This window comes from Streptomyces sp. NPDC056373 (assembly GCF_042262425.1).
Lineage (GTDB): Bacteria > Actinomycetota > Actinomycetes > Streptomycetales > Streptomycetaceae > Streptomyces.
In genome coordinates, this window is sequence record NZ_JBHJPX010000009.1 from 65,417 (window position 1) to 92,079 (window position 26,663).

Below are 26,663 nucleotides of genomic sequence, written 5' to 3' on the forward strand. Positions count from 1 at the left end.
CCACTCGGTGGCCTCAAGGGCCGTCCGGCTGCGCGGACCCAGGCATCCTCGCCGTCCCTGCGGGCAGGCCGCGGCCCGCCCGCAGGGACGGCGCCCGGCAACCCCGCGGGCGGGCCGGACGGCCGACAGGCGCCTGGCATCGAACCGGAACAAACTGGTACTCCTCCTGAGTCCGCCCGCAGAACCCAGGGAGTCACCCATGCCCGAGGCCCCGAGCCGGGACAGCAGGTCCGACAGCAGGACCGCGCCGACCGACGAGGAACTGCGCACCCTGGACGCCCACTGGCGGGCCGCCAACTACCTGGCGGCCGGTCAGATCTACCTGCTGGCGAACCCGCTGCTCACCGAGCCGTTGCGGCCCGAGCACATCAAGCCGCGGCTGCTCGGCCACTGGGGCACCTCACCCGGGCTGAACCTCGTCCACACCCACCTCAACCGGGTGATCAGGAACCGGGGGCTCGACGCCCTGTGCGTCTGGGGCCCGGGCCACGGCGGCCCGTCGGTCCTGGCCAACTCCTGGCTGGAGGGCAGCTACAGCGAGAAGTACCCGGACGCCTCCCGGGACGCGCGGGGCATGGAGCTGCTCATGCGGCAGTTCTCCTTCCCCGGCGGCGTGCCCAGCCACGTCGCCCCGGAGGTGCCCGGCTCGATCCACGAGGGCGGCGAACTCGGCTACTCCCTCGCCCACGCCTACGGCGCCGCTCTCGACAACCCGGACCTGCTGGTGACCTGCGTGATCGGTGACGGCGAGGCCGAGACCGGCCCGCTCGCCGGGTCCTGGCACGCCAACAAGTTCCTCGACCCCGTCCACGACGGTGCCGTCCTGCCGATCCTGCACCTCAACGGCTACAAGATCGCCAACCCGGCCGTGCTGTCCCGCCTCCCCGAGGAAGAGCTCGACGCGCTGCTGCGCGGCTACGGCCACGAGCCGATCCACGTCGCCGGCGACGACCCGGCCACCGTCCACCGCACCATGGCCGAGGCCATGGACACCGCGCTCGACCGTATCGCCGCCGCGCAGCGCGCCGCCCGGGAGGACGGCGTGACCGACCGCCCGCGCTGGCCGGTGATCGTGCTGCGCACCCCCAAGGGCTGGACCGGCCCGGCCGAGGTCGACGGCGAGCCGGTCGAGGGCACGTGGCGCGCCCACCAGGTGCCGCTGTCCGGCGTCCGCGACAACCCGGAGCACCTGCGGCAGCTGGAGTCCTGGCTGCGCTCGTACCGGCCCGAGGAGCTGTTCGACGCGGAGGGCCGCCCGGTCGCGGACGTCCTCGCCTGCGTCCCCGAGGGCACCAGGCGTCTGGGCGCCACCCCCTACGCCAACGGCGGCCTGCTCGTCCGCGACCTGCCCGTCCCGTCCCTCGACGACTTCGCCGTGCCCGTCGACAAGCCCGGCACGACCCTGCACGAGCCGACCAGGGTCCTCGGCGATCTCCTCGCCCGGATCATGCGCGACACCGCCGGCCGACGCGACTTCCGCCTGGTCGGCCCGGACGAGACCGCCTCCAACCGGCTCCAGGCCGTCTACGCCGCCAGCGGCAAGTCCTGGCAGGCCGGGACCCTGCCCGTGGACGAGCACCTCGACCGGCACGGACGCGTGATGGAGGTGCTCTCCGAGCACCTCTGCCAGGGCTGGCTCGAGGGTTACCTGCTCACCGGCCGGCACGGGCTCTTCTCCTGCTACGAGGCGTTCGTGCACATCGTCGACTCCATGGTCAACCAGCACATCAAGTGGCTGCGCACCTCGCGCAGGCTGCCCTGGCGGGCCCCCATCGCCTCCCTCAACTACCTCCTGACCTCCCATGTGTGGCGGCAGGACCACAACGGCTTCTCCCACCAGGACCCCGGCTTCGTCGACCACGTCCTCAACAAGAGCCCCGAGGTCGTCCGGGTCTACCTCCCGCCGGACGCCAACACCCTGCTGTCGGTGGCGGACCACGCGCTGCGCAGCCGCGACTACGTCAACGTGATCGTGGCGGGCAAGCAGCCCTGCTTCGACTGGCTGTCGATGGACGAGGCCCGGGTCCACTGCGCCCGCGGTGCCGGCATCTGGGAATGGGCGGGCACCGAGGACGGCGCCGATCCCGACGTCGTGCTGGCCTGCGCCGGTGACGTCCCGGCCCAGGAGACCCTGGCCGCCGCGCACCTGCTGCGCCGCCATCTGCCCGAGCTGTCCGTCCGGGTCGTGAACGTCGTCGACCTCGCCCGGCTGCTGCCCCAGGGGGAGCACCCGCACGGCATGAGCGACTTCGAGTACGACGGCCTGTTCACCACCGACAAGCCGGTGATCTTCGCCTACCACGGCTACCCCTGGCTGATCCACCGCCTCGCCTACCGCCGCACCGGCCACGCGCACCTGCACGTGCGCGGCTACAAGGAGGCCGGCACCACGACCACGCCGTTCGACATGGTCGTGCGCAACGACCTCGACCGCTACCGCCTGGTCATGGACGTCATCGACCGCGTCCCCGGCCTCGCGGTGCGCGCCACGGCCGTGCGCCAGCGGATGGCCGATGCCCGCACCCGCCACCACGCCTGGATCCGTGAGCACGGCACCGACCTGCCCGAGGTGGCCGAGTGGAGCTGGAACGCCTGAGCCCCGAGGGACGTCCTAGAAGCCGGTAGGCTTCCCAGGGCACGCAGGGAAGCTCAGCGAAAGGAACCGGCGTTGCACGTCCAGGAGTGGCTCGAAACCGTACCCGCGGTCGCCGTATACGCGCTGGTCGGGCTGGTCATCGGCCTGGAAAGTCTGGGCATCCCGCTGCCGGGCGAAATCATCCTGGTCTCCTCGGCGCTGCTCGCGTCCCAGAACGGCGAGATCGACCCCGTCGTCCTGGGCGCCAGTGCCACGGCCGGCGCGATCATCGGCGACTCGATCGGCTACGCCATCGGCCGCAAGGGCGGGCGGCCCCTGCTGGCCTGGCTGGGCAGCAAGTTCCCCAAGCACTTCAGCGAGGGCCACATCGCCACCGCCGAGCGCTCCTTCGAGAAGTGGGGCATGTGGGCCGTCTTCTTCGGCCGCTTCGTCGCCCTGCTCCGTATCTTCGCGGGCCCCCTCGCCGGTGTGCTCCGCATGCCGTACTGGAAGTTCCTCATCGCCAACGTCCTCGGCGGCATCGTCTGGGCGGGCGGCACGACGGCCGTCATCTACTACGTCGGCATCGTCGCGGAGGCCTGGCTGAAGCGCTTCTCGTGGCTGGGCCTGGTGGCGGCGGTCCTGGTGGGCCTGGCGTCCATGCTGGTGATCAAGCGCAGGGCGAAGAAGGCGAACCAGAACCTGGAGGGGGCAGAACCGCAGGTTCCCTAGGGGCGCGGGGAACTGCGCGACCAGCCCCCACCCACGCCGCACCCGCCGAACAACTTACGCATGCACCTCACGATGCGCCTTCGCCAACTCGGCGTACATCGTGCCGTTGAGGGTGACGCCCTGCCGCTCCTCCTCCGACAGCTCCCGCCGGACCTTCGCGGGAACCCCCGCCACCAGTGACCCGGGCGGCACCACCATCCCCTGCGGCACCAGCGCCTGCGCCGCGACCAGCGAACCGGCTCCGATCACGGCGCCGTTCAGGACCGTCGCCCCCATGCCGATCAGGCAGTCGTCCTCGACCGTCGCCCCGTGCACGACCGCGTTGTGCCCGATGCTCACCCGCTCACCGACGCTCACGGGAAACCCCGGATCGGCGTGGAGGGTGCAGTTGTCCTGGACATTGCTGCTCGCCCCGACGGAGATCGCCTCGACGTCGCCGCGCACCACGGCTCCGTACCAGACGCTCGCTCCAGGGCCCAGCGTCACGCCCCCGATCACCGACGCCGTGGGCGCCACGAACGCCGTCTCATGGATCTCGGGCTCCCTGCCGCCGATCCCCGTGATCATCGCCCGCTGCGCCATGTCCGCCTCCAGGAACGTCGTAGACAACGCGCACACCGTACGCCACCCGGTGGGGCGAAGATCACAGGCCTCCGGCGCCGCGACCGGAGCTACCGCTGAGTACCGTGAGGTCGTGCCGAAGCGCAAGAACACGTTCTCATCCTGGCGGCGGGGCCTCACGCAGCGCGCCGTCCACGCGGGCTGGGCATGGCTGCAGCGCACGGGCTCCGTCACCGCCGAGCACCCCGGCCGCTACCGCTTCGGCGCGATGGGAACGAGTACCAGACTTGCCTTCCCGCTCGGCACGGTTTTCGGCGAACCCTGGATCCACCTCGGCTCCCACTGCATCATCGGCGAGCAAGTCACCCTCACCGCGGGCCTGATGCCCGACCTCGACCTCGGACCGGACCCGATCCTGCGCATCGGCGACGGGGTCGTCCTGGGCCGCGGCAGCCACGTCATCGCGGACACGACGGTCACGATCGGCAGCGACTGCTACTTCGGCCCGTACGTCTACGTCACCTCCACGAACCACTCCTACGACGATCCGCACGAGCCGATCGGCAAGCAGTGGCCGCGGATGGAACCGGTGGAGATCGGGCCCGGCTGCTGGATCGGCACGGGTGCGGTGATCCTGCCGGGCGCCCGGATCGGACGGAACGTCGTGGTGGCCGCGGGCGCGGTCGTTCGGGGCACGGTGCCGGACCACGCCGTGGTGGCCGGCGCGCCCGCCCGCGTCGTTCGCCGCTGGACCCCCGCGGACGGCTGGCAGCCACCGCTGCGCACCCCCGCGCCGGTGCCGATACCGGAGGGCGTCACCCCCGAGCAGCTGCGCGCGCTGTCCGGCCTGGACGAGGAGACGGCGGCCCGGCTGGCCGAACTGGAGGAGGGGACGGCGGCCGATCTGGCGAAGCTGGAGCCGGGTTCCTGAAGCGCAGGGCTCAGCCCGACGCCAGCAGTACCGTCCCGGCCAGGGCGAGCCCGGCTCCCGCGGCCTGTACCGCCCGCAGCCGTTCCCGGAGGACGCCCCGCGCCGCCACGGCCGTCACCACCGGGTACAGGGAGGCCAGGACGGCGGCGACCGTCACCGGGCCGTGCTGCGCGGCGATCGAGTACGTGCCGTTCGCGGCGACGTCCGCGAGGCCGACGAAGGCGAGGGCGGGAAGGGAGCGCCAGGGGAAGCCGTCCGCCGGGAGCGCGGGAGATCCGCGCCGGACCGAGACACAGAGGGCCAGTCCGCCCGCGGCGACGTTCGTCACCCGCTGGACGAACAGGGCGAGGAACAGGCCGGTCAGTGTCGTCGAAGCCTCGGCGATCAGCGCCATCACCGCGCCGAAGCCGAACGCCGCGAGCAGCGTCAGGACGATGGCCTGGCGCTGGACCGGGGCGCCGCGGAACTGCGGACCGCCGGCCAGGCACACGCCGGCGACGGCCACCAGGATGCCGGCGAACTGCAGCAGGCCGGGGCGCTCGCCCAGCACCAGTCCCACCCCGACCGGCACCACCACACCGATCGAGCCCAGCGGCGAGACCACGCCCATCGGGCCGAGCGCGAGCGCCTTGTAGAAGGCGAGCATCGCCACCGGCCCGACCAGCCCGGCCGCCACGGCGAACCACAGCTGCGGCCCCGCCTCGCTCCAGCCGCCGGTCGCCGCCACGACCGCGCCGAGCACCGCCACCGCGATCGACTGCGAGACCACCACCACCGTGAGGGCGGGCGTGCGGCGGGTCAGCAGACCGCCGCCGAAGTCGGCCAGCCCCCACAACAGGCTGGTGGCCAGGGCGAAGAGCGCTGTCATGGGACGGATACCTCGCAGTACAGTGCGGTGAACGATCAGGTCAACCACACCGTAGTGCAGTCCACTGCACTATGTCATACAAAATATTGGACGGAACGTGTCGGACCTCGACCTGCTGACCCAGTCCCTGGCGCGGAGTGTCAAACACTGGCGCGCGGTGCGCGGCTTCACTCTGGACGTGCTCGCCGCCCGGGCCGGCGTCAGCCGCGGCATGCTCATCCAGATCGAGCAGGCCCGCACCAACCCCAGCCTCGGCACCGTCGTCAAGATCGGCGACGCGCTCGGCGTCAGCATCACCACCCTGCTCGACTACGAACAGGGCCCGAACGTGCGCGTCATCCCGGCCGAGCAGGCCGTACGGCTGTGGCACACCGACGCCGGCAGCTACAACCGGCTCCTCGCGGGCACCGAGGCGCCCGGCCCGCTGGAGATGTGGGACTGGCGGCTCATGCCCGGCGAGAGCAGCACGTCGGACCCGCACCCCGCCGGCACGACCGAACTGCTCCACGTCACGGCCGGCGAACTGACCCTCACCGTCGACGGCGTCGAGCACCGCGTGCCCGCGGGCGCCAGCGTCCACTTCGAGGCGAACGTCCCGCACACCTACGGCAACACCGGCGAGGCCCCCATGGAGATGGTCATGGCCGTCTCGGTGCCACCCGTGGCCTGAGCCGGTGACACGGCCCCGGCCTACGCCGCCACGTGGTGGGCCAGCGGGAGATGGGGGTCGCTCTCTCCCGGGACCGGCTCCGGGTCGGCGTGCACCAGGGCCGCGGTCAGGCGCGGTACGGCATGCAGCAGCGCGTGCTCGGCGTCCACGGCGACGCGGTGGGCCTCGCGCACCGTCACCTCGCCGTCCACCACGACCGCCACCTCGGCGCGCAGCCGGTGGCCGATCCAGCGCAGCCGCAGTTCACCCACCCCGCGTACTCCGGGTACTTCGGTCAGCGCCCGCTCGGCCCGGTCCACCAGGGCCGGGTCGACGGCGTCCATCACCCGGCGGAACACCTCCCGGGCCGCGTCCCGCAGCACCAGGACGATCGCCGCCGTGATCACCAGCCCGACGATCGGATCGGCCGGCTGCCACCCCAGGGCCGAGCCTCCGGCGCCCAGCAGTACCGCCAGGGAGGTGAAGCCGTCGGTACGTGCGTGCAGACCGTCGGCGACCAGAGCGGCCGAGCCGATCGAGCGGCCGACGCGGATGCGGTAGCGGGCCACCCACTCGTTTCCGGCGAAGCCCACGACAGCGGCCACGGCGACCGCCGGGACGTGCTCGACCGGGCGGGGATCCAGCAGCCGGTCGACGGCCGTCCAGCCCGCGAAGACCGCGGACGCCGCGATCGTCAGCACGATCACGAGCCCGGCCAGGTCCTCGGCGCGTCCGTAGCCGTAGGTGAAGCGGCGCGTGGCCACGCGCCGGCCCAGCACGAAGGCGATGCCGAGCGGAACGGCGGTCAGCGCGTCGGCGGCGTTGTGCACCGTGTCCCCGAGCAGGGCCACCGACCCCGAGACGGCCACGACGACCGCCTGGGACAGCGCCGTCACGCCGAGCACGGCGAGCGAGACCCACAGCGCCCGCATGCCGCGCGCCGAGGACTCCAGGGCGGAGTCGACCTTGTCGGCGGTCTCGTGGGAGTGCGGTGCGAGGACGTGGGCCATCCGGTGGCGCAGGGAGTGCCGGTGGCCGTGGGCGTTTCCGTGGCCGCGCCCGAGCGCGGTCCCATGGGCGTGGTCATGGGGGTGGTCGTGACGGTGGTCATGAGGGTGGGTGTGCTCGTGCCGTTCGCTCACGTGGATCCCCTTCCGGTGCGCCCGGGAGTGGACGTACCCGTGCCGTGCCGCCATTATGTGCGTATGAGCGCACGCATGCACCTGTCATCTGCGCACGGTGCGCATCCGCGCAGCCCGGGCGAGGAGCAGTTCGCACTCGCCGCCGAAGTCCTCGCCCTGCTGGGGGACCGGACCCGGCTCGCCCTGCTGCACGCACTGACCGGGGGAGAGGCCGACGTCACGACGCTCACGGAGGCGTGCGGGGCGGCCAGGCCGGCCGTCAGCCAGCACTTGGCGCGACTGCGCCTGGCAGGCCTGGTGAACACGCGCAAGGAGGGGCGCCGGGTGATCTACTCACTGCGCGACGGTCATCTGCGCCGGCTCGTCGACGAGGCACTGAACGTGGCCGACCACCGTCTCAACGACAGCCCCCTGCACGACTGAGCACGGCCGGCCCGGGAGCGCCGCAGCTTCGATGAGCACGGCCCGCTCGGCAAAGCGCCGCTGTCCTCACGAGTGGCCCGCTCGGTTACGTACCGCTGTCACGAGTGGCCCGCTCGGTTACGCACCGCTGTCGCCACGAGTGCGGCCCGTTCAGTGACGCGCAGCCGTTCCGAGGTACTGCTCGGCGAAAGCGGCCGCCGCGGTGGGGGAGGTGAACAGGCGGCGGAGCCGGGCGAGCGCGGTGCCCGCGCGGAAGGGGTCGCCCGCCGCCGTGCCGTGAAACACCTCGGCGAGCCACTGCGAGAACTCCTGGTAGTCCCACACGCGCCGCAGGCACGCCTGCTCGTAGCCGGCCAGTCCGCTGTCGTCGCCCGTGGTCAGCCGGGCGACCAGGGCGTCGCCCAGCAGGAAGGCGTCGTGCAGGGCGAGGTTCATGCCCTTGGCGGCGATGGGGGCGACCAGATGGGCCGCGTCACCGGCGAGGTGGAGCCGGCCGTGCACCATCGGCTCGACCACGTAGTCGTGCATGTCCAGCACGCGCTTCTCGATCAGCCGCCCCTCGGTCAACGGCGGCACGCCGGCCGCTGCGAGCCGCTGCCGGAGCTCCGACCAGACGCGTTCGTGGGGCCAGTTGTCGGGGTCGTCGCCCGGCGGGCACTGGAGGTAGTAGCGGGTCACCTCCGGGCTGCGGGGCATCTGGCCCGCGAACCCCCGCGGGTGGCAGCCGAACAGCACACAGCCGGCGGACGGCGGCGCCTCCGCGAGCAGGGCGAGCCAGCCGACGCCGTAGTCGTGCCGCGCGATCCGGACCCGCTCGGGTGGCAGCGAGGCCCGGGTCGCTCCGCGTGCCCCGTCGCACCCGGCGACGAAGTCGCAGTGCACCACCCGGCGTTCACCCGTCTCGGAGCAGACGTACGACACCGACGGCCGGTCGCTGTCGATGTCGTGCAGCTCCACGTCCCGGACGCCGAAGCGGATCTCACCGCCGCGGGCGTCGGCGTACTCCCGCACCAGGTCCGTCACCAGCAACGGCTGGGGGTAGACGAAGTGGTGACTGCTCGTCAGCTCGCCGTAAGGGAACCGGTAGCGCTCCCCGTCGAAGCGGAACTCGCACGCGGTGTGCAGTTCCGCGCGGTCCAGGAGGTTCCGGGCGAGGCCCCGCTTCTCCAGGCCTCGTACGGCCCTTTCCTCGATGACCCCGGCGCGGGGCCGCTGTTCGATGAACTCGCGGGTCTGCGTCTCCAGCACCAGACAGTCGACGGACGCGGCCCGCAGGATGTTGCCGACCGTCAGACCCGCCGGACCGGCGCCCACGACAACGACTGGGAAGCGTTGCGGGGCGCCGGAGTTCAGGGGCGGAGAGGCGTGGGGCATGCGCCCATTATGGAGGCCGGTCTCAGTGGACCGGCACCTCCGTGACGGCCACCTCCTCGATGCTCCGCTCGATCTCCCCGGACAGGGAGGCCGACGCCCGGGCCCAGTAGTAGATCGCCAGCGAGAACACCGCGATGACCAGGATGTCCCACCACAGGGCGAGGTGCCCCTGGCCGCCGAAGCCGCCCTGCCAGGAGATGACGCCCATGCCCAGCAGGTAGACGGGCAGCCACTGGGCGGCCTTCCAGTCGAGCCGGGGAGCGTCGGGCAGGCCCTTGCTCGTGGCGTACCAGGCGTAGCCGCCGAGCAGGACGTAGCCGAGGACGATGGCCACGCCGAGCCGCCACAGGGTGTCCCAGGTGGACCAGTAGATGATGAGGTTGGCCACCACGAACGACAGGGGTGAGACGACCTTCCCACCGGGCAGGCGGTAGGGGCGTTCCCGGTGCGGCAGCCGGTCCGCGAAGACGCCGTAGGCCAGGGGCGCGCCCGCGTACATCAGCACGCTCGCCGAGGTGATGAAGCTGACCAGCTGCTGCCAGCTCGGGAACGGCAGGAAGCAGACCACGCCCGTCACGAAGGACACGATCAGCCCGAACCACGGCACGCCGCGCCCGTCGGTGCGGACGAACAGCTTCGGCGCGTAGCCGTTGCGGGCCAGTCCGTAGGAGACCCGGGACGTGGCCGTCGTGTAGATCAGGCCGGTGCCGCCCGGGGAGACCACCGCGTCCAGGTACAGCACCACGCTCAGCCAGCCGAGGCCCAGCAGGGTCGCGAGCCCCGCCCACGGGCCGCTGATGCCGGGGTAGTCGAGCTTGGTCCACCCGTGTGCGAAGGAGCCCAGTGGCAGGGCGGCGATGAAGACGACCTGGAGCAGGACGTAGATGGCCGCTCCGATGGCGACCGAACCGATCGTCGCGCGCGGCAGGTCCCGCTGCGGGTCGCGGCTCTCGCCCGCCAGCTGGATCGCCTGCTCGAAGCCCAGCAGGGCGAAGATGATGCCGCTGGAACTGACGGCGCTCAGCACACCGTGGGCGCCGAACGGGGCGAAGCCGTGCTCGGTGAAGTTGCCCGGGTGGAAGTTGCCCGCCGCGATGATGAAGATCGCGGCCAGCGGCACGGCCACCTTCCACCAGGTGGCGGCGCTGTTGGTGTGCGCCAGGATCCGCACCCCGAGGAAGTTGACGACGACGAACACGGCCATCAGGACGACCGCGACGACGAAGCCGCTCGTCGTGAGCGTCCCGTCCTTCGCGTGCTGGAAGCCCTGGGCCCAGTGCCAGTGCCCGGCGTAGCCGATCATGGCCTCGACCTCGATCGGTGCCACCGTGGCGGCCTGGAGCCAGGCGAACCAGCCGAAGGACATGCCGGCCAGTCCGCCGAACGCGTAGTGCGGATAACGGGCGGTGCCGCCGGCGACCGGGAACATGCCGCCCAGTTCCGCGTGCACCAGGGCCAGCAGCACGATCGCCACCGCACCGATGAGCCAGGACAGGATCGCCGCGGGGCCGGCCGCCACGACGGCCTTCTCGGCGCCGTACAACCAGCCCGAGCCGATGATGGAGCCGACCGAGGCCCACATGAGCCCGATCAGCCCGACATCCCGGCGCAGGCCGTCTCTTTCCATGAATGCAGGGGCCTCTCATAGAGAACTCGGAGAGTTCGGCGAGCAAGAGGCCTCAGATTAGGAATCGACCGCCCGGCGGCAGAAGACGAGTTGTGCAGCCTTGACCGGGCGCGGGAAGCCTTGACCGGCTGCGGGCATTTCCTGGAAAACGCTTCAGGATTCCTGTACGCGGTGATGAGGCAGCCGTGGGATCTCGATTGCCGGACAGCGGTCCATCACCATCTCCAGGCCCGCCGCCCGGGTCCGGTCGTACGCCGCCCCGTCGATCACGCCGAGCTGGAACCAGACGCCCTTCGCGCCCTTGGCGACCGCCTGGTCCGCGACGGCCCCGGCGAGGTCGCTGTTCACGAACACGTCCACCACGTCCACGTCGAAGGGGATGTCCGCCAGGCTCGCGTACCCCTTCTCCCCGTGCACCGTCTCCGCCTTCGGGTGCACCGGCACGACGCGCTTGCCGAAACGCTGGAGCACGGCGGCGACGCCGTACGCCGCGCGCCGCTGGTTCGACGACAGGCCCACCACGGCCCAGGTGTCGCCGAGCTCGGTGAGAATCCTGCGGACCGTTGCCTCGTCGCCGTACACCGGCGGCCTCCTCGGAAGTCGTGGACGAGCTGCTCTCCGTTCAACGGCGCCGGGTGCGCGGTGATTCCCCGGAGGGCCCCGTGATAGCTTGCCGGGGCCAGTCGAACCCATGTACGTGGGTCAGGGAATCCGGTGCGAATCCGGAACTGACGCGCAGCGGTGAGGGGGACGGGCGGGGCCTCGGCCACTGGACTCCTTCACGGACGTCCGGGAAGGCGCTCCGACCCGGGTGAACCCGAGTCCGAAGACCTGCTGGCGGCCCCCGCGGCCGCGCGCGGCGGGGGAGCACCGTACGACCGGGCTCCGCGACCGAGCCCTCGACGACTGAGGACTGGTTCCCGTGCCCCTCGCCCGCCCCGCCCGTGCCGCCGTCCTGCTCGCCGCCGGTTCCCTGCTCCTGACCGGCTGCGGCGGGAGCACGTCCACCGACGCGAAAGCCGCCGTCACGCTCACCGACTGCGGGCACGAGGTCCGCGTGGCCGCCCCGCCGCGGCACGCCGTGTCCCTCAACCAGGGCACCACCGAGATCCTGCTCTCCCTGGGGCTCGCCGACCGCATGGCGGGCACGGCCACCTGGACCGACCCCGTGATGAAGGGACTGGAGAAGGCGAACGCGACGGTGCCGCGCATCGCCGACGACAACCCGTCCTTCGAACGCGTCCTGGACACCGAGCCCGACTTCGTCGCCGCGTCCTTCGTCTCCACCCTCGGAAAGGGCGGCGTCGCGACCCGCGAGCAGTTCGAGAAGCTCGGGGTCCCCACCTACGTCTCCCCGTCCGACTGCGCGGGCAAGGACAACTCGGGCGGCGGCGACGGCACCCGCGACAAGGCCCTCGGCATCGACACCGTCTACGGCGAAGTCCACGACCTGGCAACCGTGTTCGGTGTGCGCAAACGCGGCGACGCCCTCGTGGCCTCCCTCCACAAGCGCATGAAGACGGCCACGCAGGGCATCGACGCCTCCGGCGTCACCCTCCTCTACTGGTTCGCGAACTCCGATTCGCCCTACATGGCGGGCTGTTGCGGAGCACCCGGCATCATCACCCGGGCCCTCGGCGCGAAGAACGTCTTCGACGACACGCACGAGGAGTGGCCACAGGTCAACTGGGAGACGGTCGCCGACCGCGACCCCGACGTCCTCGTCATCGGCGACCTGACCCGCGAGTCCCAGACCGCCGAGTCCGCCGCGAAGAAGATCGCCTTCCTGGAGTCCAACCCGGTCACCAGGAACATGGACGCGGTCCGGCACAAGCGGTACGTGCTGCTCAGCGGGCAGGCCATGAACCCGACGATCCGGACCGTCGAGGGCGTGGAGCAGGTCGCCGCCGGGCTGCGCCGGTTCGGGCTGGTGAAGTGACCGCCCGCGAGCAGGAGCTGCCGGCCGCCGGGCCCGGGCGCCGGGCCGGGCTCGCGCTGGGTCTGGCGGGGGCCGTCGCGCTCGTGACCTCCCTCGCCGTGGCCATCACCATCGGCCCCGCCGACATCGGCGTCGCGGACGTGTGGTCCGTCGTGGCCGCCCATCTCGGCCTCGGCGACTCGGGGCTCACGACGATCCGGGACGGGATCGTCTGGCAGCTGCGACTGCCTCGCACGCTGCTCGCCGCCGTGTGCGGGGCCGGACTGGCCGTGTGCGGGGCGGTGATGCAGTCGCTGCTGCGCAACCCGCTCGCCGACCCGTTCGTCCTCGGGGTGTCCTCGGGTGCCTCCACCGGAGCGGTCCTCGTCGTCGTGCTCGGCGTGGGCGGCGGCGCCCTTCCGGTGTCCGCGGGCGCGTTCCTCGGCGCCCTGCTGTCCTTCGCGCTGGTACTCCTGCTCAGCCACACCCTCGGCGGCACCACCGACCGTGTCGTCCTCGCGGGCGTCGCCGCCATGCAGCTCTTCTCCGCGCTCACCTCCTTCGTCGTGCTGACCTCCGCCGACGCCGAGACGACCCGTGGCGTGCTGTTCTGGCTCCTCGGCTCGCTCGGCGGCGCCGGCTGGACCGACGTGTGGCTGTGCCTGGCCGTGCTGGCGCTGGCGCTGGTGGTGTGCCTTTCGTACGCCCGGACCCTCGACGCCTTCGCCTTCGGCCAGGACGCGGCCGCCGCGCTCGGGGTGTCCGTCGCCCGCACCCGCCTGGTCCTGCTGTGTGTCACGGCCCTGCTCACCGCCGCGCTGGTCAGCTCGGCCGGGGCGATCGGCTTCGTCGGGCTGGTCCTGCCGCACGCCGCCCGGGCCCTGACCGGTCCCGGGCACGCGAGGCTGCTGCCGGTCACCGCCCTCGCGGGAGCGGTCTTCCTGGTGTGGGTGGACACCCTGGCCCGTACCGTCCTCGATCCGCAGGAGGTTCCGGTGGGGGTCGTGACGTCGCTGATCGGGGTGCCGGCGTTCGTGGCGGTGCTGTACCGGACGCGGAGGGTGCGATGAGCGGCACGGAGACACCGGTGGCGGAGGGGTTGCGGGCCGACCGGGTCAGCCGGCGTGCCGACGGGCGTCTCATCCTGGACGGCGTCGCCCTCGCGCCGGAGACCGGCTCCACGGTCGGCGTGCTGGGCCCCAACGGCTCGGGCAAGTCCACGCTGCTGCGGCTGCTGGCCGGGCTGCTCGCGCCGTCCTCGGGGGTCGTCACCCTCGACGGCACACCGCTGGCCGACGTGCCCCGCCGCACGGTCGCGCGCCGCCTCGCGGTCGTCGAGCAACAGTCGGACACCCAGGTCGAGCTGACGGTCATGGACGTCGTGCGGCTGGGCCGTGTCCCCCACCGCCGCGCCTGGACGCCCCCCTCGGCAGACGACGAGCGGGCGGTGCGCGCCGCCCTGGAGCGCACGGGTCTCGCCGACCGGGCCGGCCGGCTCTGGCACACCCTCTCGGGCGGCGAACGCCAGCGGGTGCAGATCGCCCGCGCGCTCGCCCAGGAACCCCGCGAACTCCTCCTCGACGAGCCCACCAACCACCTCGACATCCACCACCAGCTCGATCTCCTCGCCCTGGTCACGGCCCTGCCCGTCACCACCGTGGTCGCCCTGCACGACCTCAACCTCGCGGCGATGTACTGCGATCGGGTCGTCGTGCTGTGCGCGGGGAGGGTGGTGGCGGCGGGCCCCGCGGGAGACGTCCTCACGGCGGAGCTCATCGCCGAGGTGTACGGGGTGCGGGCCGCCGTCAGCAGGGAAGGGCCCGAGGGGCGGCCTCATGTGCGATTCCTGGGCACGCTGGTCTGACCGGAGCGGGCGAGCGAGGCTGGGCCGATCGCGCCACCGTGGCCGGAAAGAGCCGGTCCTGCCTGCGCGGACCCGTCCGCCCGCCTACGCTCGCCTCGTGCTGCGCATCATCGACGCCCGAACCCGTCAGCCGGTCGACGCCGCCCCGGCCCGCCGGGGTCTGACCCGCGTGCAGGTGCACGCGTCGGACTCCGGCACGACGGACCTGCGGGTCCTGCTCGTCGGCGACCTGCTCGTGCGGACCCTGGAACTCGGGGGCACACCGGTCTGGGCGCTGCTGACCGGCGGCAACCGTCAGGCGGAACTGCGCGCGGACGCCACGACACTCGGCATCCGCCCCTTCGAGGACAGTCCCGACGTCGGTGCCGGTCTGGGCGAGTCCCAGGTCGTCCATGTCGCGGCCGAAGGCGAGGCGGTACCGGACGGGGCGCGGATCGTCGTCGCACCGGTCGAGCCGGGCCCGCCGGAGCACAGCGACCCCGCCGCATTGCGCCTGGCCCTGATGACCCGGCACCACAGCGCCCCGGTCCGGCTGGAGCCCGCCGGCCTCGTCGAGGCCGGCGCCACCCTGGCCCGCTGGCGCGCCGCGGTCGCCCGCTGGGCCCGGCAGCCCTCGCGTCCCGTCCCCGACCTCGTACGGGAGCGGCTGCGCGAAGCGTGGGACGACGACCTGGACGTGCCGCGGGTGCTGGAGGTCCTGCGCCAGGTCGAGACCGAACCGGAACTGGCGGACGGCGCCCGCTTCGAGACATACGCCTATGCCGACCGGCTCCTCGGCCTCGACCTCGCCCGTGACCTGGGATCGCCGTCATGATCGCCCGCGGCAGCGGTGGCCCGCTGCGGCGCCTGATCGTGATGCGGCACGCCAAGTCGGCCTGGCCCCTGGACGTCGCCGACCACGAACGCCCCCTCGCCCCACGCGGTCGCCGGGACGCCCCCGCGGCGGGACGGGCCCTGGCCGACGCCGACCTCCTGCCGGACCTCGCGCTGTGCTCCACCGCCGTCCGTGCCCGCAGGACCTGGGACCTGGCCGCGGCCGAGTGGGGCACGCACCCGCCGGTCCGGCACGACCGGCGCCTGTACGCCGCCGGCCCGTCCGGCCTGCTGGCCGTGGTGCACGACGTGCCCGCCGAGGTGGAGACGCTGCTGCTGATCGGGCACAACCCCGGGCTGGAGGAACTGGTTTCGGCCCTCGCCGGTGACGGCCTCGACGACACCCTGGAGCAGGTCCGCACGAAGTTCCCCACCTCCGCGATCGCGGTCCTTTCCTGGCACGGCACGACCTGGCGGGCACTGTCCCCCGGCGTCGCGCTGCTCACGTCCGTGACGGTGCCGCGGGGCGCCAGGCACTAGCCGTGGCCCCGCACGGGCATGGGGCCTTTCCGGTGATGCGCGCCGGGCTCGCGCTGCGCACCCCTACCGCGGCGGGTATGGCGTCTGAGCGAACGCCTTGCCGACCATGAGGAGACCAGACATGCATGCAGTGATCCGGCGGTACGAAGGGGTGACCGACCCGGCTGAGGCGGGTCGCCGGGTGAACCAGGAGTTCCTGCCGCTCGTTCGCCAGGTCCAGGGATTCGTGGCCTACTACTGGGTCGACGCCGGCGGCGGGGTGATGGTGTCGACCGGTGTCTTCCAGGACCGCGCCGGCGCCGAGGAGTCGACCGCGAGGGCCGGGGACTTCGTCCGGGACCGGCTTGCCGAACTGCTGCCGCATCCGCCCCAGGTCACGGCCGGTGAGGTCGTGGCCCACTCGTAGGGCAGAGCTCGGCGGTACCGGCCGGCCTGAGGCGAGACGGGTCGCCGCCGCTTCGGAACCCCGGAGAGCAGTCGCCCCGTCGGGACGCTCCCGACCAGGGGATTAGGCTGGCCGGATGCAGGACGAATACCGCACGGTGGCCGGTGCCGGCGTGCACGAGACCGAGGTCAGCCGCTCCCGCTTCCTGTGCGCCGTCGCCCCGGCGGGCGACGAGCGGGAGGCCCAGGACTTCATCAACTCGGTCCGCAAGGAGCACGCCGACGCCTCCCACAACTGCTGGGCCTACGTCATCGGCGCCGACGCCTCCGTCCAGAAGGCGAGCGACGACGGCGAACCCGGCGGCACCGCGGGCGTCCCCATGCTCCAGATGCTGCTGCGCCGCGACATGCGGTACGTCGTCGCCGTCGTCACCCGCTACTTCGGCGGGGTCAAACTCGGAGCGGGCGGGCTCATCCGGGCGTACGGCGGGGCGGTCGGCGAGGCCCTGGACGCCGTCGGTACCCGCACCCGCCGCAGGTTCCGTCTGGCCACGATCACCGTCGACCACCAGCGGGCCGGCAAGCTGGAGAACGAGCTGCGCACCACCGGGCGCGAAGTCCGGGACGTGCACTACGGCGAGGCGGTCACCATCGGGATCGCCCTCCCGGACTCCGACGTGGACGCCTTCCGCTCCTGGCTCGCCGACGCCACCGCAGGCACGGCGGGTTTCGAAACGGGCGGGGAGGCGTACGGGGACGCCTGACGGCTGCTGCCGTCCGGAGCACGGCGGTGCTGCCGGGAAGGATCCGGCCGGTCCTGTCGAGGTCAGCCGTCGGCGACGGTCCGGCCCTCCGCGCCCTTCTCGTGCTCGTCAGCCGTACTCGCCGGCACGCGGCCCAGTCGGAACGCGAGCAGCGCCGTGCCGACAGCGAGGGCCGCGAGGACGAACGCGGTCCGGTCGAAGGCCTCCGCGAAGTCGGCCAGGTCCGTGCCGGGACCCGGCGCCTGGGGATTGGTGCCCAGGAAGCCGCGGTACAGGGCTCCGATGACGGCTACCCCGAAGGCCATCCCCGCCTGGGTGACGGTGTTGAGCACACCGGACCCGGCGCCCGCGTCGTCCGGGTGGACCCGGGCCAGCACCGTGTCCACGAGCGGAGCGACGACCAGGCCCTGCCCCAGCCCGGAGACGCCCATCACGGCGGCGAGCGCGACCGCCTGGGCCGAGCCGTCCAGGCCGGTGACGGTGGGCACGGCGACGAGTCCGGCCGCCATGACGAGGCCGCCCCCGACCGACACCCCGATACCGAACCGGGCGGCCAGCCTGCGGCACGCGGCCGAAGCGGCGATGAACCCCAGGCCGAGCGGCACGAAGACCAGGCTCGCGGCCAGCGGAGTCTGCCGCAGGCCCGACTGGAGGTGGTACGTGAGCACCAGGAACAGCCCGGCGTTGCCCGAGAAGAACATCAGCACCGTGCCCATGCTCAGCGGGAAACCCTTGGCCCGCAGCAGCCGGCCCGGCAGCAGCGGGTCGTTGCCGGCGGCCTCCGTACGGCGTTCCCAGCGCAGGAACGCCAGGGTGCCTGCGGCGCCGAGAGCGAAGCACAGGTACGTCCACCAGGGCCAGCCGTGCTCACCGCCGAGGATCAGCGGGATCAGCACGAGGGGCAGCAGCACGGCGGTGAAGGCCGCCCCGGCGATGTCGAGGCGCGGCCGGTCCATGCTGCGGCTCTCGCTGATCGCGGGCACGGCCGCGCAGAGGATGGCCGCGCCGATCGGCACGTTGATCAGGAAGATCATGCGCCAGCCCAGACCCGCCACGTCCAGGTCGAGCAGCAGACCGCCGCCGACGAGGCCGGCGATCACGCCCGCCCCGATGGAGGCACCGTAGGCACCGACGGCCCGGGAACGGTCGCGTTCGTGGACGAAGACGGCCCGGATGAGGGACAGCACCTGCGGTGTCATCACCGCGGCGGACAGGCCCTGCAGTACCCGCGCCGCGATGAGCGTGCCCGGGCCGGGCGCGAGCGCGCACAGCAGGGACGTCAGGGTGAAGGTGGCCACGCCGTACTGGAAGGTGCGCTTGCGGCCGATCCGGTCGCCCAGGCGGCCGCCGGTTACCATGCCCGCTGCGTAGGCGATCACGTACCCGTCGATCACGAACTGGAGCTGGCCGAACCCGGCGTTCAGGTCCGCCTGGATCCCCGGAGCGGCGACGTTCACTATGAACATGTCGATCTGGCTCATGAACATCGCCAGCAGGACCACGGTGAGTCCCGCCCAGTCCCGTCCGGTGGCTCGGGGAGGGCCGGTCGTGGAGGAGGCCCCGGCCGCGGCCTTCGGACTCGTTTTGCGTGTCACGGTGCGCATATCACCACTCGTCGTCGCGTACGTTTAGCGCTAAATTCATATCTGAATGTAGCAGGTGGAAGGGAACGCTCATGAGGACGCCGGAACGAAGCGACCGCCGGCCGGCCACCACAGGCGGGACAGGAGACGACCCGGCGGACGCCATCGCGGCCGCCTGGAGCCGCGAGCGTCCCGAGACCCCGGTGGACTCCATCGGCGTGGTCACGAGGATCTGGCAGCTCGCCAAGCACTTCGGCGACGACCGTCGGCGCGTCCTCGCCGATGGGGGAGTGGACCCGGCCACCCTGGACCTGCTGAGCGTGCTGCGCCGCAGCGGGCCCCCCTACACGATGAGCACCCGGGACCTCGCCGGGCACTCCCTGGTCACGGCGGGCGCCATCTCGCAGCGGGTCGCACGCGCCGAGCGCGACCACCTGGTCACCCGCCGCCCCGCCCCCGGCCGCAGCCGTGCGGTGCTCGTGGAACTGACCGAGGCCGGGCACGAGTTGGTCGAGCGGACGGTGGACCGGGTGCTCGCGCGCGAGGCGGAGCTCCTCCAAGGCCTGGGCCCGGAGCGGCAGGAGGCCCTCGCCGAGCTGCTGCGGGAGCTGCTCGGCGACGTGCAGGCACGGCTCGACGTGCGGGGTGTCTCCCACGTGGGGCACGAAGGCCTCGACCACCCGGAGCAGGGCTGAACCACCCGCTCCGGCCGTCACGGAACGGCGGCCCTCGCGCCCGGGTGGGACCGCGGCCGCGGCTCAGTAGCCGTGGGCGCTCGGCGCGTTCTGTCCGCCGTCCACGGGGATGTTCGCGCCGTTGACCGCCCGCGCCCGGTCCGAGAGCAGGAAGGCGATCACCTCGGCGACATCCCGCGGATCGACCAGGCGGCCGCCGGGAAACTCCTGCTCGAACCGGCGGAAGGACTCCGGGTCCTCGTCCCGGAGCTTGGCCCAGCCCTTGCCCTCGATCAGCATGGAACCGGGCGAGACGCAGTTCACCCGGACCCCCCTGGGCCCCAGCTCGCGGGCCAGGGAGGCGGCCAGGTGGATCTGTGCGGCCTTGGCCGCCGCGTACTGGGCTGGCGGGGCGGGCTTCCAGCCCGAGACGGAGGAGACGAGCACGGCACTGCCCCCGGTCTCGGCCAGATCACCCGCGGACTCCCGCAGGGCGATCGCCGGATGGGTGACGTTGAGCCGGCACGTCCGGTCCCAGTCGGAGGGTTCCGTGGCTCGCAGGTCCGTGCCGTACACGCCGCCGGCCACGGCCACCAGGCCGTCCACCCGGCCGAGTTCGGCAGCGGCGTTCCGCACGAACGCCGCGAGGGCCTTCTCGTCGAGCACGTCCAGCCGCTCGGTGTGCAGGACACGCCCGTGCCGCTTCCGCACCTCGTCGGCCACCTCCTCCAACGAGGCGGCGTCGCGACCGCACACGGCGAGATCGCACCCCTGGGCGGCGAGCCGGAGCGTGGTCTCCTGACCCAGGCCCCGGCTCCCGCCGGTCACGATCACCGCCCGGCGCCCCGCCCTCGGCCGGCCGAACTCCCGCACGCCGTCCATGCCGTCCCTGTCCGCCACTCGGCCGCGCTCCTCTCGTCGGTCCTGAACAGCCCCCCTGCCCGGTCGGTCAGCCCGTGCGCGCCGGGTCCCGCACCACGTAGTCCCCGAGGAGCTCGTCGATGCGGTCCAGCACGTCCTGCTCCAGACGCACGCCCGAGGCCGCCACGTTCTCCTTGACCTGCTCGGGCCGGCTCGCGCCGATGATGGCCGCCGAGACCGACGGGTTCTGCAGCACCCAGGCGAGGGCGAGCTGGCTCATCGTCAGGCCGAGGTCCGCGGCGACGGGGCCCAGTTCCTGGACCGCCCGCAGGGCGCCCTCGTCGTTCATCCAGTGCCCGACCAGCATGTCGACGAAGCCCTTGCCGGCGTCGTCGCCCGCCCGTGAACCCGCCGGCGCGCCCGCGCCGGGACGGTACTTGCCGCTCAGGATGCCCTGTGCCAGCGGCGACCAGACGACCTGGCCGAGCCCTTCGCGCTCGCACGCGGGCACCACCTGCGGCTCGATGACCCGCCACAGCATGGAGTACTGCGGCTGGCTCGCCACCAGCGGGACGCGCAGCTCCCGGGCGAGGGAGGCGGCGCGGCTGATCTGCTCCGCCGTCCACTCGCTCACCCCGACGTAGAGCACCTTGCCGGAGCGGACCAGGTCCGCGAAGGCCGACATGGTCTCCTCGAGCGGTACGGCCGGGTCGTAGCGGTGCGCGTAGTAGACGTCGACGTAGTCGGTACCGAGGCGGCGCAACGACGCCTCGCAGCCCTCGATGACGTGCTTGCGGGACAGACCACGGTCGTTGGGGCCGGGGCCCACCGGGTGGCAGACCTTGGTGGAGAGCACGAGGCCCTCGCGCCGCTGACCGGCCAGCGCCTTGCCCAGCACGGTCTCGGCGCGGGTCTCGGAGTACACGTCAGCGGTGTCGAAGGTGGTGATGCCCGCGTCGAGTGCGGCGCGCACGCAGGACTGCGCCGTCTCCTCGTCGATCTGGGCGCCGTGGGTGATCCAGTTGCCGAACGCGAGCTCGCTGATCACGAGGCCGCTGTTGCCGAGTCGGCGGAACTCCATGGGTGTGTCGCCTCTTCCTTCTCAGTTTCTGGTCCGGTTCGCGTGGGTGCTGCGGGGGGTCGCCGTGGGGGCGCTCGCGGACCTCCGGCCGGGCGCCTCACAGCAGGGCTGCCGTGAAGGCCACGACCTCACGGGCCTGGTGCGGGCTGAGCCGCGGGTCGCAGGCCGACTCGTAGCGGGGCAGCGGCGTGGCCGAGGCCAGGTCCGCCGCCGTGTCGACGCACTCCGTGACGGGGTGATGGGCGGTTTCCAGCATCAGACCGGCGGGGTGCAGGCCGTGCGCGTGCAGGACCGTCACGAACCCCTCGATCTCCCGGTCGACGTCCTCGATCGCGCGGCACTTCTGCCCGGCGCCGTTCACCCGGGTGTTGCCGTGCATGGGATCGCAGATCCAGGCCACGTCGGCCGCCTCGTCGCCGAGCGCCCCCAGGAGGGCCGTCAGCTGCGGGACGACCCGGTCCCGGCCCATGCGCACGATCAGGGAGAGCCGGCCGGGCCGCCGCCGGGCGTCGAGCATCCGCACCAGCGTGCGGACCTCCTCGGGGGATGCCTGGGGGCCGATCTTGACGCCCACCGGGTTGCCGACCGAGGCGGCGAACTGCACGTGCTGGTGGTCCGGCTGACGGGTGCGGTCGCCGATCCACAGGAAGTGACCGGATGAGCCGTAGCCCCTGCCGTCCGTGCCCGGGCGGACCAGAGCCTGCTCGTACTCCAGGAGCAGCGCCTCGTGCCCGGCGTAGGTGCGCTCGGGGGCCGTCCGGCCGGCCAGGCCCATGTCCCGTTCCAGCAGGGTGCTCAGCGTGGCGCCGGCGTGCCGGTACGCCAGCAGCAGCCGGGACGGCAGGGCGGTACGGGCCGCGGCGGTGGGCTCGGGGGCGTTGACCGCGTCACCGCGGTAGACGGGCAGTTCGGTGCCGTCCGGCAGGGTCTCGGTCGGGCGCGAGCGGGGTTTGGCGTACTGGCCGGCGATCCGTCCCATCCGGACCGTGTGCAGGCCGCTGAGCTCGGTGAACTCGTCGGCCAGCCGATGCAGTTCGTCCGCCTTGGCGAGGACGGTGGCGGGGGTGGCGTCGGCGAACCGCTCGGCGCACTCCCCGGCCTGCAGGACGAAGGCCTCGCCGCGGGCGGCGCGCCCGAGGCCGGTCGTGAGGTCGGCGCAGGCGGCGGCGTCCACCAGCGGAGGTTTGCTCTCCAGGGAAAGCAGGACGTCCTTGAGTTCGTCGAGCGAGGCCCATTCGGGCTGCTGGCGGGCGCGGGCCGGCAGCAGCAGGCGCGTGGCGGTCATGGTTCTTCCTCCGTCGGCTGGGGGTGGGGGGAGTCGCGGCGGCACACCGCCGCGGGGTGGCGTCCGGGCCGGGCCGGTCGTCTCAGCTCGGCCGGAAGCCGAGCGGCCCGACCGCCTCCTCCAGCAGGGCGGCCAGCCGGATCAACAGCGGTTCGTGGTCGCGGCGGGCGACGAGTTGCACGCACAGCGGCGCTCCGCGCTCGTCCCGCGCGACCGGCATGGTGAGCGCGGGCAGCCCGGCGAAACTGGCGAGCGGGGTGTAGGCCACGCGCAGGTCGTAGTCGGGGTCCTGCGGGGCCGGGATGGTCGACACCCGGGCGTCGGCGGTCGCGAGGTCCGGGGGCGCTGCCGGGTCCAGGGGCAGCAGCCAGGCGTCCACGCCCGCGGAGTCGAAGTCCGCCTCGACCGTGGCGCGGGTGTGCGCCAGGCGCTCCAGGATCCAGGCGTAGCGGTCGTCCCGGACCTTCGCCCCGACCTCCAGCGCACCGCGGGTCGTCTCGTGCAGGTCGGTGGGCACCCAGGGCCGCCACACCTGGTACGCGTCCCACGCCTGGCGGGCGCACAACTCCCAGGCGGGTCCGCGCAGCGCCCACAGGTCGTCGACGCGTACGGCGTCGAGCCGCTGGCCGCTCGCTTCGAGGTGCCCGCAGGCCGTCTCCAGCGCCCCGCGCATGACGGGACCGCACGTGCCCTCGGGCCCCTCGGCGTTGGCCACGACACCGATCCGGTAAGGGCCCGCACCGGCCGGGCGCTGGTCCCCGAGCCGGTCGAGACCGAGGAGCGGCCACAGGTACGCCAGGTCCGCGGCGCTGCGGGCCGCCCAGCCCAGCGCGTCCATGGGCGGGGACAGCGGGAAGACACCCTCCAGCAGCGAGTCGCGGTGCGTCATCCGCAGGCCCACCGTCCCGCACTGGCCGGCGGGCCAGCGCACCGAGCCGAGCACGTCCGTGCCGAGGGCGAGGTCGCAGATGCCGGCGGCCACCGACACGGCCGTGCCGGTACTGGAGCCGCCGGGGTCGATGTGCGGGACGTAGGGGTTGACGCACTCCGACCCGACCCCGATGTTCAGCTCGGTGGTGACCACCTTGGCCGTCACGGAGGCGAGTGCGGGCGGCAGGGCGGCGATCGCCGGGGTCGACACGCGCGCGTGGTGGCGGTGGCCGCGCAGGCCGAGCCGGGTGGGGAGGCCGGCCACGTCCACGGTGTCCTTCACGCCGACGCGCACCGGCGGGGCGTCCGGGCCGAGCGGGGCGCGCTGGACGCACGCCCGGTAGCGGGCGTCGGCCTCGTCGGACCAGGCGGCCTCCGCGGTGCGCCACTCCTCGGCGGTCAGGGTGCCCCGGGAGCGCGCCGTCACCCGCTCCGGCAGGGGCAGCCGTACCGGGGCGTCGGGCACGGCCGGCCGCGACGCGCGGGGCGTCCAACGCGCCTGCCGCGCATAGGTGGTGATCGCGTCCTGGGGTGTGGGGGTCTCGGGTGTGGCGGTGTCAGGCATGCTCGGGCTCCTCGGCTGGGTGGCGGGCGGCGGTGAGCTCGGCGGTGAGGACCTTGCCGGTGGCGCTGCGTGGGACACGGGCGACGCGGTGCACGGCACGCGGCGCGGGCAGGCCGGCGGGGAACCGGCCCAGCATCCGGCGCAGCGCGGCCGGTTCGGCCGGCCGGGGACCTGCGTAGTACACCTCGTAGTGCTCGCCGCGCACCGGATCGCCGACCGGTACGCAGACGAGGTCGACGCCGGGGCAACGGGTACGGGCCAGTTCCTCCACGCGGGCCAGGTCGCAGCGCAGCCCGTTCACCTTGATCAGCCGGGAGGCCCGCCCCAGGTGGCGAAAGGCCCGCGGGCCCACGGGCACGACACCGGAAGCACATTGAAGTCCCGGTTAAGCGCGCTCGAACAGCGGGTTTCCAGATCTGCCGGGAGCGAATTCCCCACCCCAATTCCCCAGTGGTGCGCGGCCCTCGTCCGGGCACATCCGTCGGCCACTCTCCCCTCTTCGCTTGGAGCTTTGTCATGTGCGGAATCGCAGGCTGGGCCGACGTCGGTCTCGACCTCACCCGGGAGGTGGACGGCCTTGAACCCATGGTGCGGACCATGGCCTGCCGGGGCCCGGACGCCGCCGGGATCCACGCCGGTGAACACGCGGTGCTCGGTCACCGCCGGCTGGCGATCATCGACCTCGAAGGCGGCAGGCAGCCCATGTCCGCGCCCATCGGCCCGGGAGCAGCCGCGGGCGCGGGAGAGGGCGAGCCGCCGGCCGCCGTGCTCAGCTACAGCGGCGAGGTCTACAACTTCCGCGAACTGCGCGAGGAACTGCGCGGACTGGGCCATGCCTTCGACACCCGGTCGGACACCGAGGTCGTCCTGCGCGCCTACCTCCAGTGGGGCCCGGACTGCGTAGGACGCCTGAACGGCATGTTCGCCTTCGCCCTGTGGGACGAGCGCGTGCAGCGCCTGATCCTGGTCCGCGACCGTCTCGGCATCAAGCCGCTGTACGTGGCACGGCTCGGCGGCGGCGTTCTGTTCGGCTCCGAACCCAAGGCGATCCTCGCCCACCCGCGCTTCGCCGCCCGCCTCGACAGCCAGGGGCTCGCCGACCTCCTCGGCCTGGCGAAGTCGCCGGGGGTCACGCCGTACCGGGACATCGAGGAGGTCCCGCCGGGCTGCGTCGCGGTCTACGACCGTCACGGGCTGCGGACCGACCGGTACTGGAGCCTCGGGCGCCGCCCTCACGAGGACGACGCCGCGACCACGGCCGACACCGTGCGGGCCCTGCTGGAGGACACCGTCGCCCGCCAGCTGGTCACCGACGTGCCGCTGTGCACCCTGCTCTCCGGCGGGCTGGACTCCACCGTCCTCACCGCCCTGGCCGCACAGGTGCAGTCCCGGGCCGGCGAACCCCCGGTGCGTTCCTTCGCCGTGGACTTCACCGGAAGCGAAGCCGACTTCAGGGCCAGCGACTTCCGGCCGGAGCGCGACTCGCCCTACGCCCGCGAAGCCGCCCGGCACATCGGCACCGACCACCGGCTCATCGAGCTGTCCGCGGGTGAACTCACCCGGGACGCCCACCGTGACGCGGTCCTGTACGCCCACGACCTGCCGTACACCTTCGGTGACGTGGACACCTCGCTTCACCTGCTGTTCCGCGGGATACGCGAGCACTCCACGGTCGCCCTGTCGGGGGAGTCGGCCGACGAGGTGTTCGGCGGATACGCCTGGTTCCACGACCCGGACGCCGTCCGGGCGGCGCGCTTCCCCTGGCTCAGCCGCATGCAGCTGATCACGCCCGAACTGCTCGCCCCGGGTTTCCGGAAGGCCACCGCCTTCGAGGAGTACCGCGCGGACCGCTACCAGCAGGCACTGCGCGAGGTCGAGCACCTGCCCGGCGACTCCGCGGCCGAACGCCGCATGCGGGAGATCGGCCACCTGCACCTCACTCGCTGGCTGCCCGCCCTGCTCGACCGCAAGGACCGGCTCAGCATGGCCGCCGGACTGGAGGTCCGGGTGCCGTTCTGCGACCACCGGCTGGTCGAGTACGTGCACAACACGCCCTGGCACCTGAAGACACCCGACGGTGACCCCAAGGGCCTGCTCAAGCGGGCCACCCAGGACATCGTCCCCCGCTCGGTGCTGGAGCGCCGCAAGAGCCCCTACCCGACCACCGCCGACCGGCTCTACGAGAAGGATCTGCGGGCCCGCACGCAGGCGCTGCTCGCCGACCGCTCCTCGCCGGCCTTCGACGTCGTCGACGCGGTCGGGCTCGCCCGGCTGCTCGAACACCCGCAGGGGTACTTCGACACACAGCTGCGCCGCAACGGACTGGAGACCGCTCTCTACCTCGACCGGTGGATGCGGGAGTACGGCATCGGGCCCGAATGACCTGTTTCACAGCCCGGTTGCGGACATTTCCGCTGATTTGCTCCCGGACGGGTGTGGCGGTGCGAGGTTCGTGGTGGACCGGGTGTCCACACGCGTTAGCGTGGTGGGGCCGACAGCGAGCCGGACCGGCTCGCTGT

26 protein-coding genes and 1 riboswitch are annotated in these 26,663 nt (G+C 72.9%); of the genes, 14 read left to right on the forward strand and 12 right to left on the reverse strand.

The features are described from left to right. Nucleotides 1-199: 199 nt before the first annotated feature. On the forward strand, nucleotides 200-2,596 hold the full coding sequence (locus tag ACFCXS_RS20060) for a phosphoketolase (RefSeq protein ID WP_376644694.1): 2,397 nt from the start codon (nucleotides 200-202) through the stop codon (nucleotides 2,594-2,596). A 72-nt stretch (nucleotides 2,597-2,668) separates the two neighbouring features. Continuing rightward, nucleotides 2,669-3,307, forward strand: a complete 639-nt coding sequence (locus ACFCXS_RS20065; protein ID WP_376644695.1) for a DedA family protein — start codon at nucleotides 2,669-2,671, stop codon at nucleotides 3,305-3,307. A 54-nt stretch (nucleotides 3,308-3,361) separates the two neighbouring features. Here ACFCXS_RS20065 and ACFCXS_RS20070 read toward each other — a convergent pair whose 3' ends face one another. Then, nucleotides 3,362-3,889: a gamma carbonic anhydrase family protein gene (locus ACFCXS_RS20070; protein ID WP_361880583.1), complete on the reverse strand. Its 528-nt coding sequence runs from the start codon at nucleotides 3,887-3,889 to the stop codon at nucleotides 3,362-3,364. Between the two features lie 112 nt (nucleotides 3,890-4,001). Here ACFCXS_RS20070 and ACFCXS_RS20075 point away from each other — a divergent pair, with 112 nt between their 5' ends. Further along, nucleotides 4,002-4,799, forward strand: coding sequence for an acyltransferase (locus ACFCXS_RS20075; protein ID WP_376644696.1), 798 nt, complete (start codon nucleotides 4,002-4,004; stop codon nucleotides 4,797-4,799). A 10-nt stretch (nucleotides 4,800-4,809) separates the two neighbouring features. Here ACFCXS_RS20075 and ACFCXS_RS20080 read toward each other — a convergent pair whose 3' ends face one another. Beyond that, nucleotides 4,810-5,667, reverse strand: a complete 858-nt coding sequence (locus tag ACFCXS_RS20080) for an EamA family transporter (protein ID WP_376644697.1) — start codon at nucleotides 5,665-5,667, stop codon at nucleotides 4,810-4,812. 97 nt (nucleotides 5,668-5,764) lie between these two features. On the opposite strand from ACFCXS_RS20080, the gene ACFCXS_RS20085 reads away from it, so the two are divergent. Beyond that, nucleotides 5,765-6,337 (forward strand): helix-turn-helix domain-containing protein, encoded by a 573-nt coding sequence (locus tag ACFCXS_RS20085; RefSeq protein WP_376644698.1) that lies wholly within the window; start codon nucleotides 5,765-5,767, stop codon nucleotides 6,335-6,337. A gap of 20 nt (nucleotides 6,338-6,357) precedes the next feature. Here ACFCXS_RS20085 and ACFCXS_RS20090 read toward each other — a convergent pair whose 3' ends face one another. Continuing rightward, complete coding sequence (locus ACFCXS_RS20090) at nucleotides 6,358-7,458, reverse strand: cation diffusion facilitator family transporter (RefSeq protein ID WP_376644699.1); 1,101 nt, start codon at nucleotides 7,456-7,458, stop codon at nucleotides 6,358-6,360. A 63-nt stretch (nucleotides 7,459-7,521) separates the two neighbouring features. Here ACFCXS_RS20090 and ACFCXS_RS20095 point away from each other — a divergent pair, with 63 nt between their 5' ends. Then, on the forward strand, nucleotides 7,522-7,881 hold the full coding sequence (locus ACFCXS_RS20095; RefSeq protein WP_376644700.1) for an ArsR/SmtB family transcription factor: 360 nt from the start codon (nucleotides 7,522-7,524) through the stop codon (nucleotides 7,879-7,881). Between the two features lie 150 nt (nucleotides 7,882-8,031). On the opposite strand, the gene ACFCXS_RS20100 is transcribed toward ACFCXS_RS20095, so the two are convergent. The 3 genes from ACFCXS_RS20100 to ACFCXS_RS20110 form a co-directional block, all read right to left on the reverse strand. Next, nucleotides 8,032-9,255, reverse strand: coding sequence for a 4-hydroxybenzoate 3-monooxygenase (locus tag ACFCXS_RS20100; protein WP_376644701.1), 1,224 nt, complete (start codon nucleotides 9,253-9,255; stop codon nucleotides 8,032-8,034). Nucleotides 9,256-9,277: 22 nt separating this feature from the next. After that, complete coding sequence (locus ACFCXS_RS20105; protein WP_376644702.1) at nucleotides 9,278-10,882, reverse strand: APC family permease; 1,605 nt, start codon at nucleotides 10,880-10,882, stop codon at nucleotides 9,278-9,280. Between the two features lie 153 nt (nucleotides 10,883-11,035). Continuing rightward, a complete protein-coding gene (locus ACFCXS_RS20110) occupies nucleotides 11,036-11,464 on the reverse strand; it encodes a CoA-binding protein (RefSeq protein ID WP_376644703.1) in 429 nt (142 codons plus the stop codon). Nucleotides 11,465-11,545: 81 nt separating this feature from the next. After that, nucleotides 11,546-11,736: riboswitch (cobalamin riboswitch) on the forward strand. Between the two features lie 68 nt (nucleotides 11,737-11,804). On the opposite strand from ACFCXS_RS20110, the gene ACFCXS_RS20115 reads away from it, so the two are divergent. From ACFCXS_RS20115 to ACFCXS_RS20145, 7 genes are all read left to right on the forward strand, one after another. Further along, nucleotides 11,805-12,821 (forward strand): ABC transporter substrate-binding protein, encoded by a 1,017-nt coding sequence (locus ACFCXS_RS20115; protein WP_376644704.1) that lies wholly within the window; start codon nucleotides 11,805-11,807, stop codon nucleotides 12,819-12,821. After that, complete coding sequence (locus ACFCXS_RS20120; protein ID WP_376644705.1) at nucleotides 12,818-13,870, forward strand: FecCD family ABC transporter permease; 1,053 nt, start codon at nucleotides 12,818-12,820, stop codon at nucleotides 13,868-13,870. The genes ACFCXS_RS20115 and ACFCXS_RS20120 overlap by 4 nt, the downstream gene beginning before the upstream one ends. Further along, entirely contained in the window at nucleotides 13,867-14,664 is a 798-nt protein-coding gene (locus ACFCXS_RS20125; RefSeq protein ID WP_376644706.1) for an ABC transporter ATP-binding protein, read from the forward strand. The genes ACFCXS_RS20120 and ACFCXS_RS20125 overlap by 4 nt, the downstream gene beginning before the upstream one ends. Nucleotides 14,665-14,761: 97 nt before the next feature. Then, nucleotides 14,762-15,478 (forward strand): hypothetical protein, encoded by a 717-nt coding sequence (locus tag ACFCXS_RS20130; RefSeq protein ID WP_376644707.1) that lies wholly within the window; start codon nucleotides 14,762-14,764, stop codon nucleotides 15,476-15,478. Next, complete coding sequence (locus tag ACFCXS_RS20135; RefSeq protein WP_376644708.1) at nucleotides 15,475-16,017, forward strand: histidine phosphatase family protein; 543 nt, start codon at nucleotides 15,475-15,477, stop codon at nucleotides 16,015-16,017. The genes ACFCXS_RS20130 and ACFCXS_RS20135 overlap by 4 nt, the downstream gene beginning before the upstream one ends. A gap of 121 nt (nucleotides 16,018-16,138) precedes the next feature. Further along, nucleotides 16,139-16,423: a hypothetical protein gene (locus ACFCXS_RS20140; RefSeq protein WP_376644709.1), complete on the forward strand. Its 285-nt coding sequence runs from the start codon at nucleotides 16,139-16,141 to the stop codon at nucleotides 16,421-16,423. Between the two features lie 115 nt (nucleotides 16,424-16,538). Further along, on the forward strand, nucleotides 16,539-17,165 hold the full coding sequence (locus ACFCXS_RS20145; RefSeq protein ID WP_376644710.1) for a YigZ family protein: 627 nt from the start codon (nucleotides 16,539-16,541) through the stop codon (nucleotides 17,163-17,165). Between the two features lie 62 nt (nucleotides 17,166-17,227). On the opposite strand, the gene ACFCXS_RS20150 is transcribed toward ACFCXS_RS20145, so the two are convergent. Beyond that, nucleotides 17,228-18,769 carry an MFS transporter gene (locus ACFCXS_RS20150; RefSeq protein ID WP_376644711.1) on the reverse strand — a complete coding sequence of 514 codons (1,542 nt, stop codon included), beginning with the start codon at nucleotides 18,767-18,769 and terminating at the stop codon, nucleotides 17,228-17,230. Nucleotides 18,770-18,840: 71 nt separating this feature from the next. Between ACFCXS_RS20150 and ACFCXS_RS20155 the strand changes: the two genes are divergently transcribed. Next, nucleotides 18,841-19,443 (forward strand): MarR family winged helix-turn-helix transcriptional regulator, encoded by a 603-nt coding sequence (locus tag ACFCXS_RS20155; RefSeq protein WP_376644712.1) that lies wholly within the window; start codon nucleotides 18,841-18,843, stop codon nucleotides 19,441-19,443. 63 nt (nucleotides 19,444-19,506) lie between these two features. Here ACFCXS_RS20155 and ACFCXS_RS20160 read toward each other — a convergent pair whose 3' ends face one another. From ACFCXS_RS20160 to ACFCXS_RS20180, 5 genes are all read right to left on the reverse strand, one after another. Next, nucleotides 19,507-20,322, reverse strand: a complete 816-nt coding sequence (locus tag ACFCXS_RS20160) for an SDR family NAD(P)-dependent oxidoreductase (protein WP_376644713.1) — start codon at nucleotides 20,320-20,322, stop codon at nucleotides 19,507-19,509. A gap of 49 nt (nucleotides 20,323-20,371) precedes the next feature. Beyond that, a complete protein-coding gene (locus ACFCXS_RS20165) occupies nucleotides 20,372-21,364 on the reverse strand; it encodes an aldo/keto reductase family protein (protein WP_376644714.1) in 993 nt (330 codons plus the stop codon). A gap of 97 nt (nucleotides 21,365-21,461) precedes the next feature. Beyond that, on the reverse strand, nucleotides 21,462-22,649 hold the full coding sequence (locus tag ACFCXS_RS20170; protein ID WP_376644715.1) for a 3-deoxy-7-phosphoheptulonate synthase: 1,188 nt from the start codon (nucleotides 22,647-22,649) through the stop codon (nucleotides 21,462-21,464). An 82-nt stretch (nucleotides 22,650-22,731) separates the two neighbouring features. After that, complete coding sequence (locus tag ACFCXS_RS20175; RefSeq protein ID WP_376644716.1) at nucleotides 22,732-24,144, reverse strand: amidase family protein; 1,413 nt, start codon at nucleotides 24,142-24,144, stop codon at nucleotides 22,732-22,734. After that, nucleotides 24,137-24,502: a hypothetical protein gene (locus ACFCXS_RS20180; protein WP_376644717.1), complete on the reverse strand. Its 366-nt coding sequence runs from the start codon at nucleotides 24,500-24,502 to the stop codon at nucleotides 24,137-24,139. The genes ACFCXS_RS20175 and ACFCXS_RS20180 overlap by 8 nt, the downstream gene beginning before the upstream one ends. Nucleotides 24,503-24,660: 158 nt before the next feature. Between ACFCXS_RS20180 and asnB the strand changes: the two genes are divergently transcribed. Further along, nucleotides 24,661-26,526, forward strand: coding sequence for an asparagine synthase (glutamine-hydrolyzing) (gene asnB / locus ACFCXS_RS20185; RefSeq protein ID WP_376644718.1), 1,866 nt, complete (start codon nucleotides 24,661-24,663; stop codon nucleotides 26,524-26,526). Nucleotides 26,527-26,663: the final 137 nt, after the last annotated feature.

Bases quoted from the DNA above. Each gene is read 5' to 3' on its own strand.
- ACFCXS_RS20145 (WP_376644710.1), top strand. From the start codon at position 16,539: ATGCAGGACGAATACCGCACGGTGGCCGGTGCCGGCGTGCACGAGACC.
- ACFCXS_RS20105 (WP_376644702.1), bottom strand. From the start codon at position 10,882: ATGGAAAGAGACGGCCTGCGCCGGGATGTCGGGCTGATCGGGCTCATG.
- ACFCXS_RS20165 (WP_376644714.1), bottom strand. From the start codon at position 21,364: ATGGAGTTCCGCCGACTCGGCAACAGCGGCCTCGTGATCAGCGAGCTC.
- ACFCXS_RS20080 (WP_376644697.1), bottom strand. From the start codon at position 5,667: ATGACAGCGCTCTTCGCCCTGGCCACCAGCCTGTTGTGGGGGCTGGCC.
- ACFCXS_RS20070 (WP_361880583.1), bottom strand. From the start codon at position 3,889: ATGGCGCAGCGGGCGATGATCACGGGGATCGGCGGCAGGGAGCCCGAG.
- ACFCXS_RS20095 (WP_376644700.1), top strand. From the start codon at position 7,522: ATGAGCGCACGCATGCACCTGTCATCTGCGCACGGTGCGCATCCGCGC.
- ACFCXS_RS20060 (WP_376644694.1), top strand. From the start codon at position 200: ATGCCCGAGGCCCCGAGCCGGGACAGCAGGTCCGACAGCAGGACCGCG.
- ACFCXS_RS20170 (WP_376644715.1), bottom strand. From the start codon at position 22,649: ATGACCGCCACGCGCCTGCTGCTGCCGGCCCGCGCCCGCCAGCAGCCC.
- ACFCXS_RS20125 (WP_376644706.1), top strand. From the start codon at position 13,867: ATGAGCGGCACGGAGACACCGGTGGCGGAGGGGTTGCGGGCCGACCGG.
- ACFCXS_RS20135 (WP_376644708.1), top strand. From the start codon at position 15,475: ATGATCGCCCGCGGCAGCGGTGGCCCGCTGCGGCGCCTGATCGTGATG.
- ACFCXS_RS20100 (WP_376644701.1), bottom strand. From the start codon at position 9,255: ATGCCCCACGCCTCTCCGCCCCTGAACTCCGGCGCCCCGCAACGCTTC.
- ACFCXS_RS20175 (WP_376644716.1), bottom strand. From the start codon at position 24,144: ATGCCTGACACCGCCACACCCGAGACCCCCACACCCCAGGACGCGATC.
- ACFCXS_RS20140 (WP_376644709.1), top strand. From the start codon at position 16,139: ATGCATGCAGTGATCCGGCGGTACGAAGGGGTGACCGACCCGGCTGAG.
- ACFCXS_RS20150 (WP_376644711.1), bottom strand. From the start codon at position 18,769: ATGCGCACCGTGACACGCAAAACGAGTCCGAAGGCCGCGGCCGGGGCC.
- ACFCXS_RS20155 (WP_376644712.1), top strand. From the start codon at position 18,841: ATGAGGACGCCGGAACGAAGCGACCGCCGGCCGGCCACCACAGGCGGG.
- asnB (WP_376644718.1), top strand. From the start codon at position 24,661: ATGTGCGGAATCGCAGGCTGGGCCGACGTCGGTCTCGACCTCACCCGG.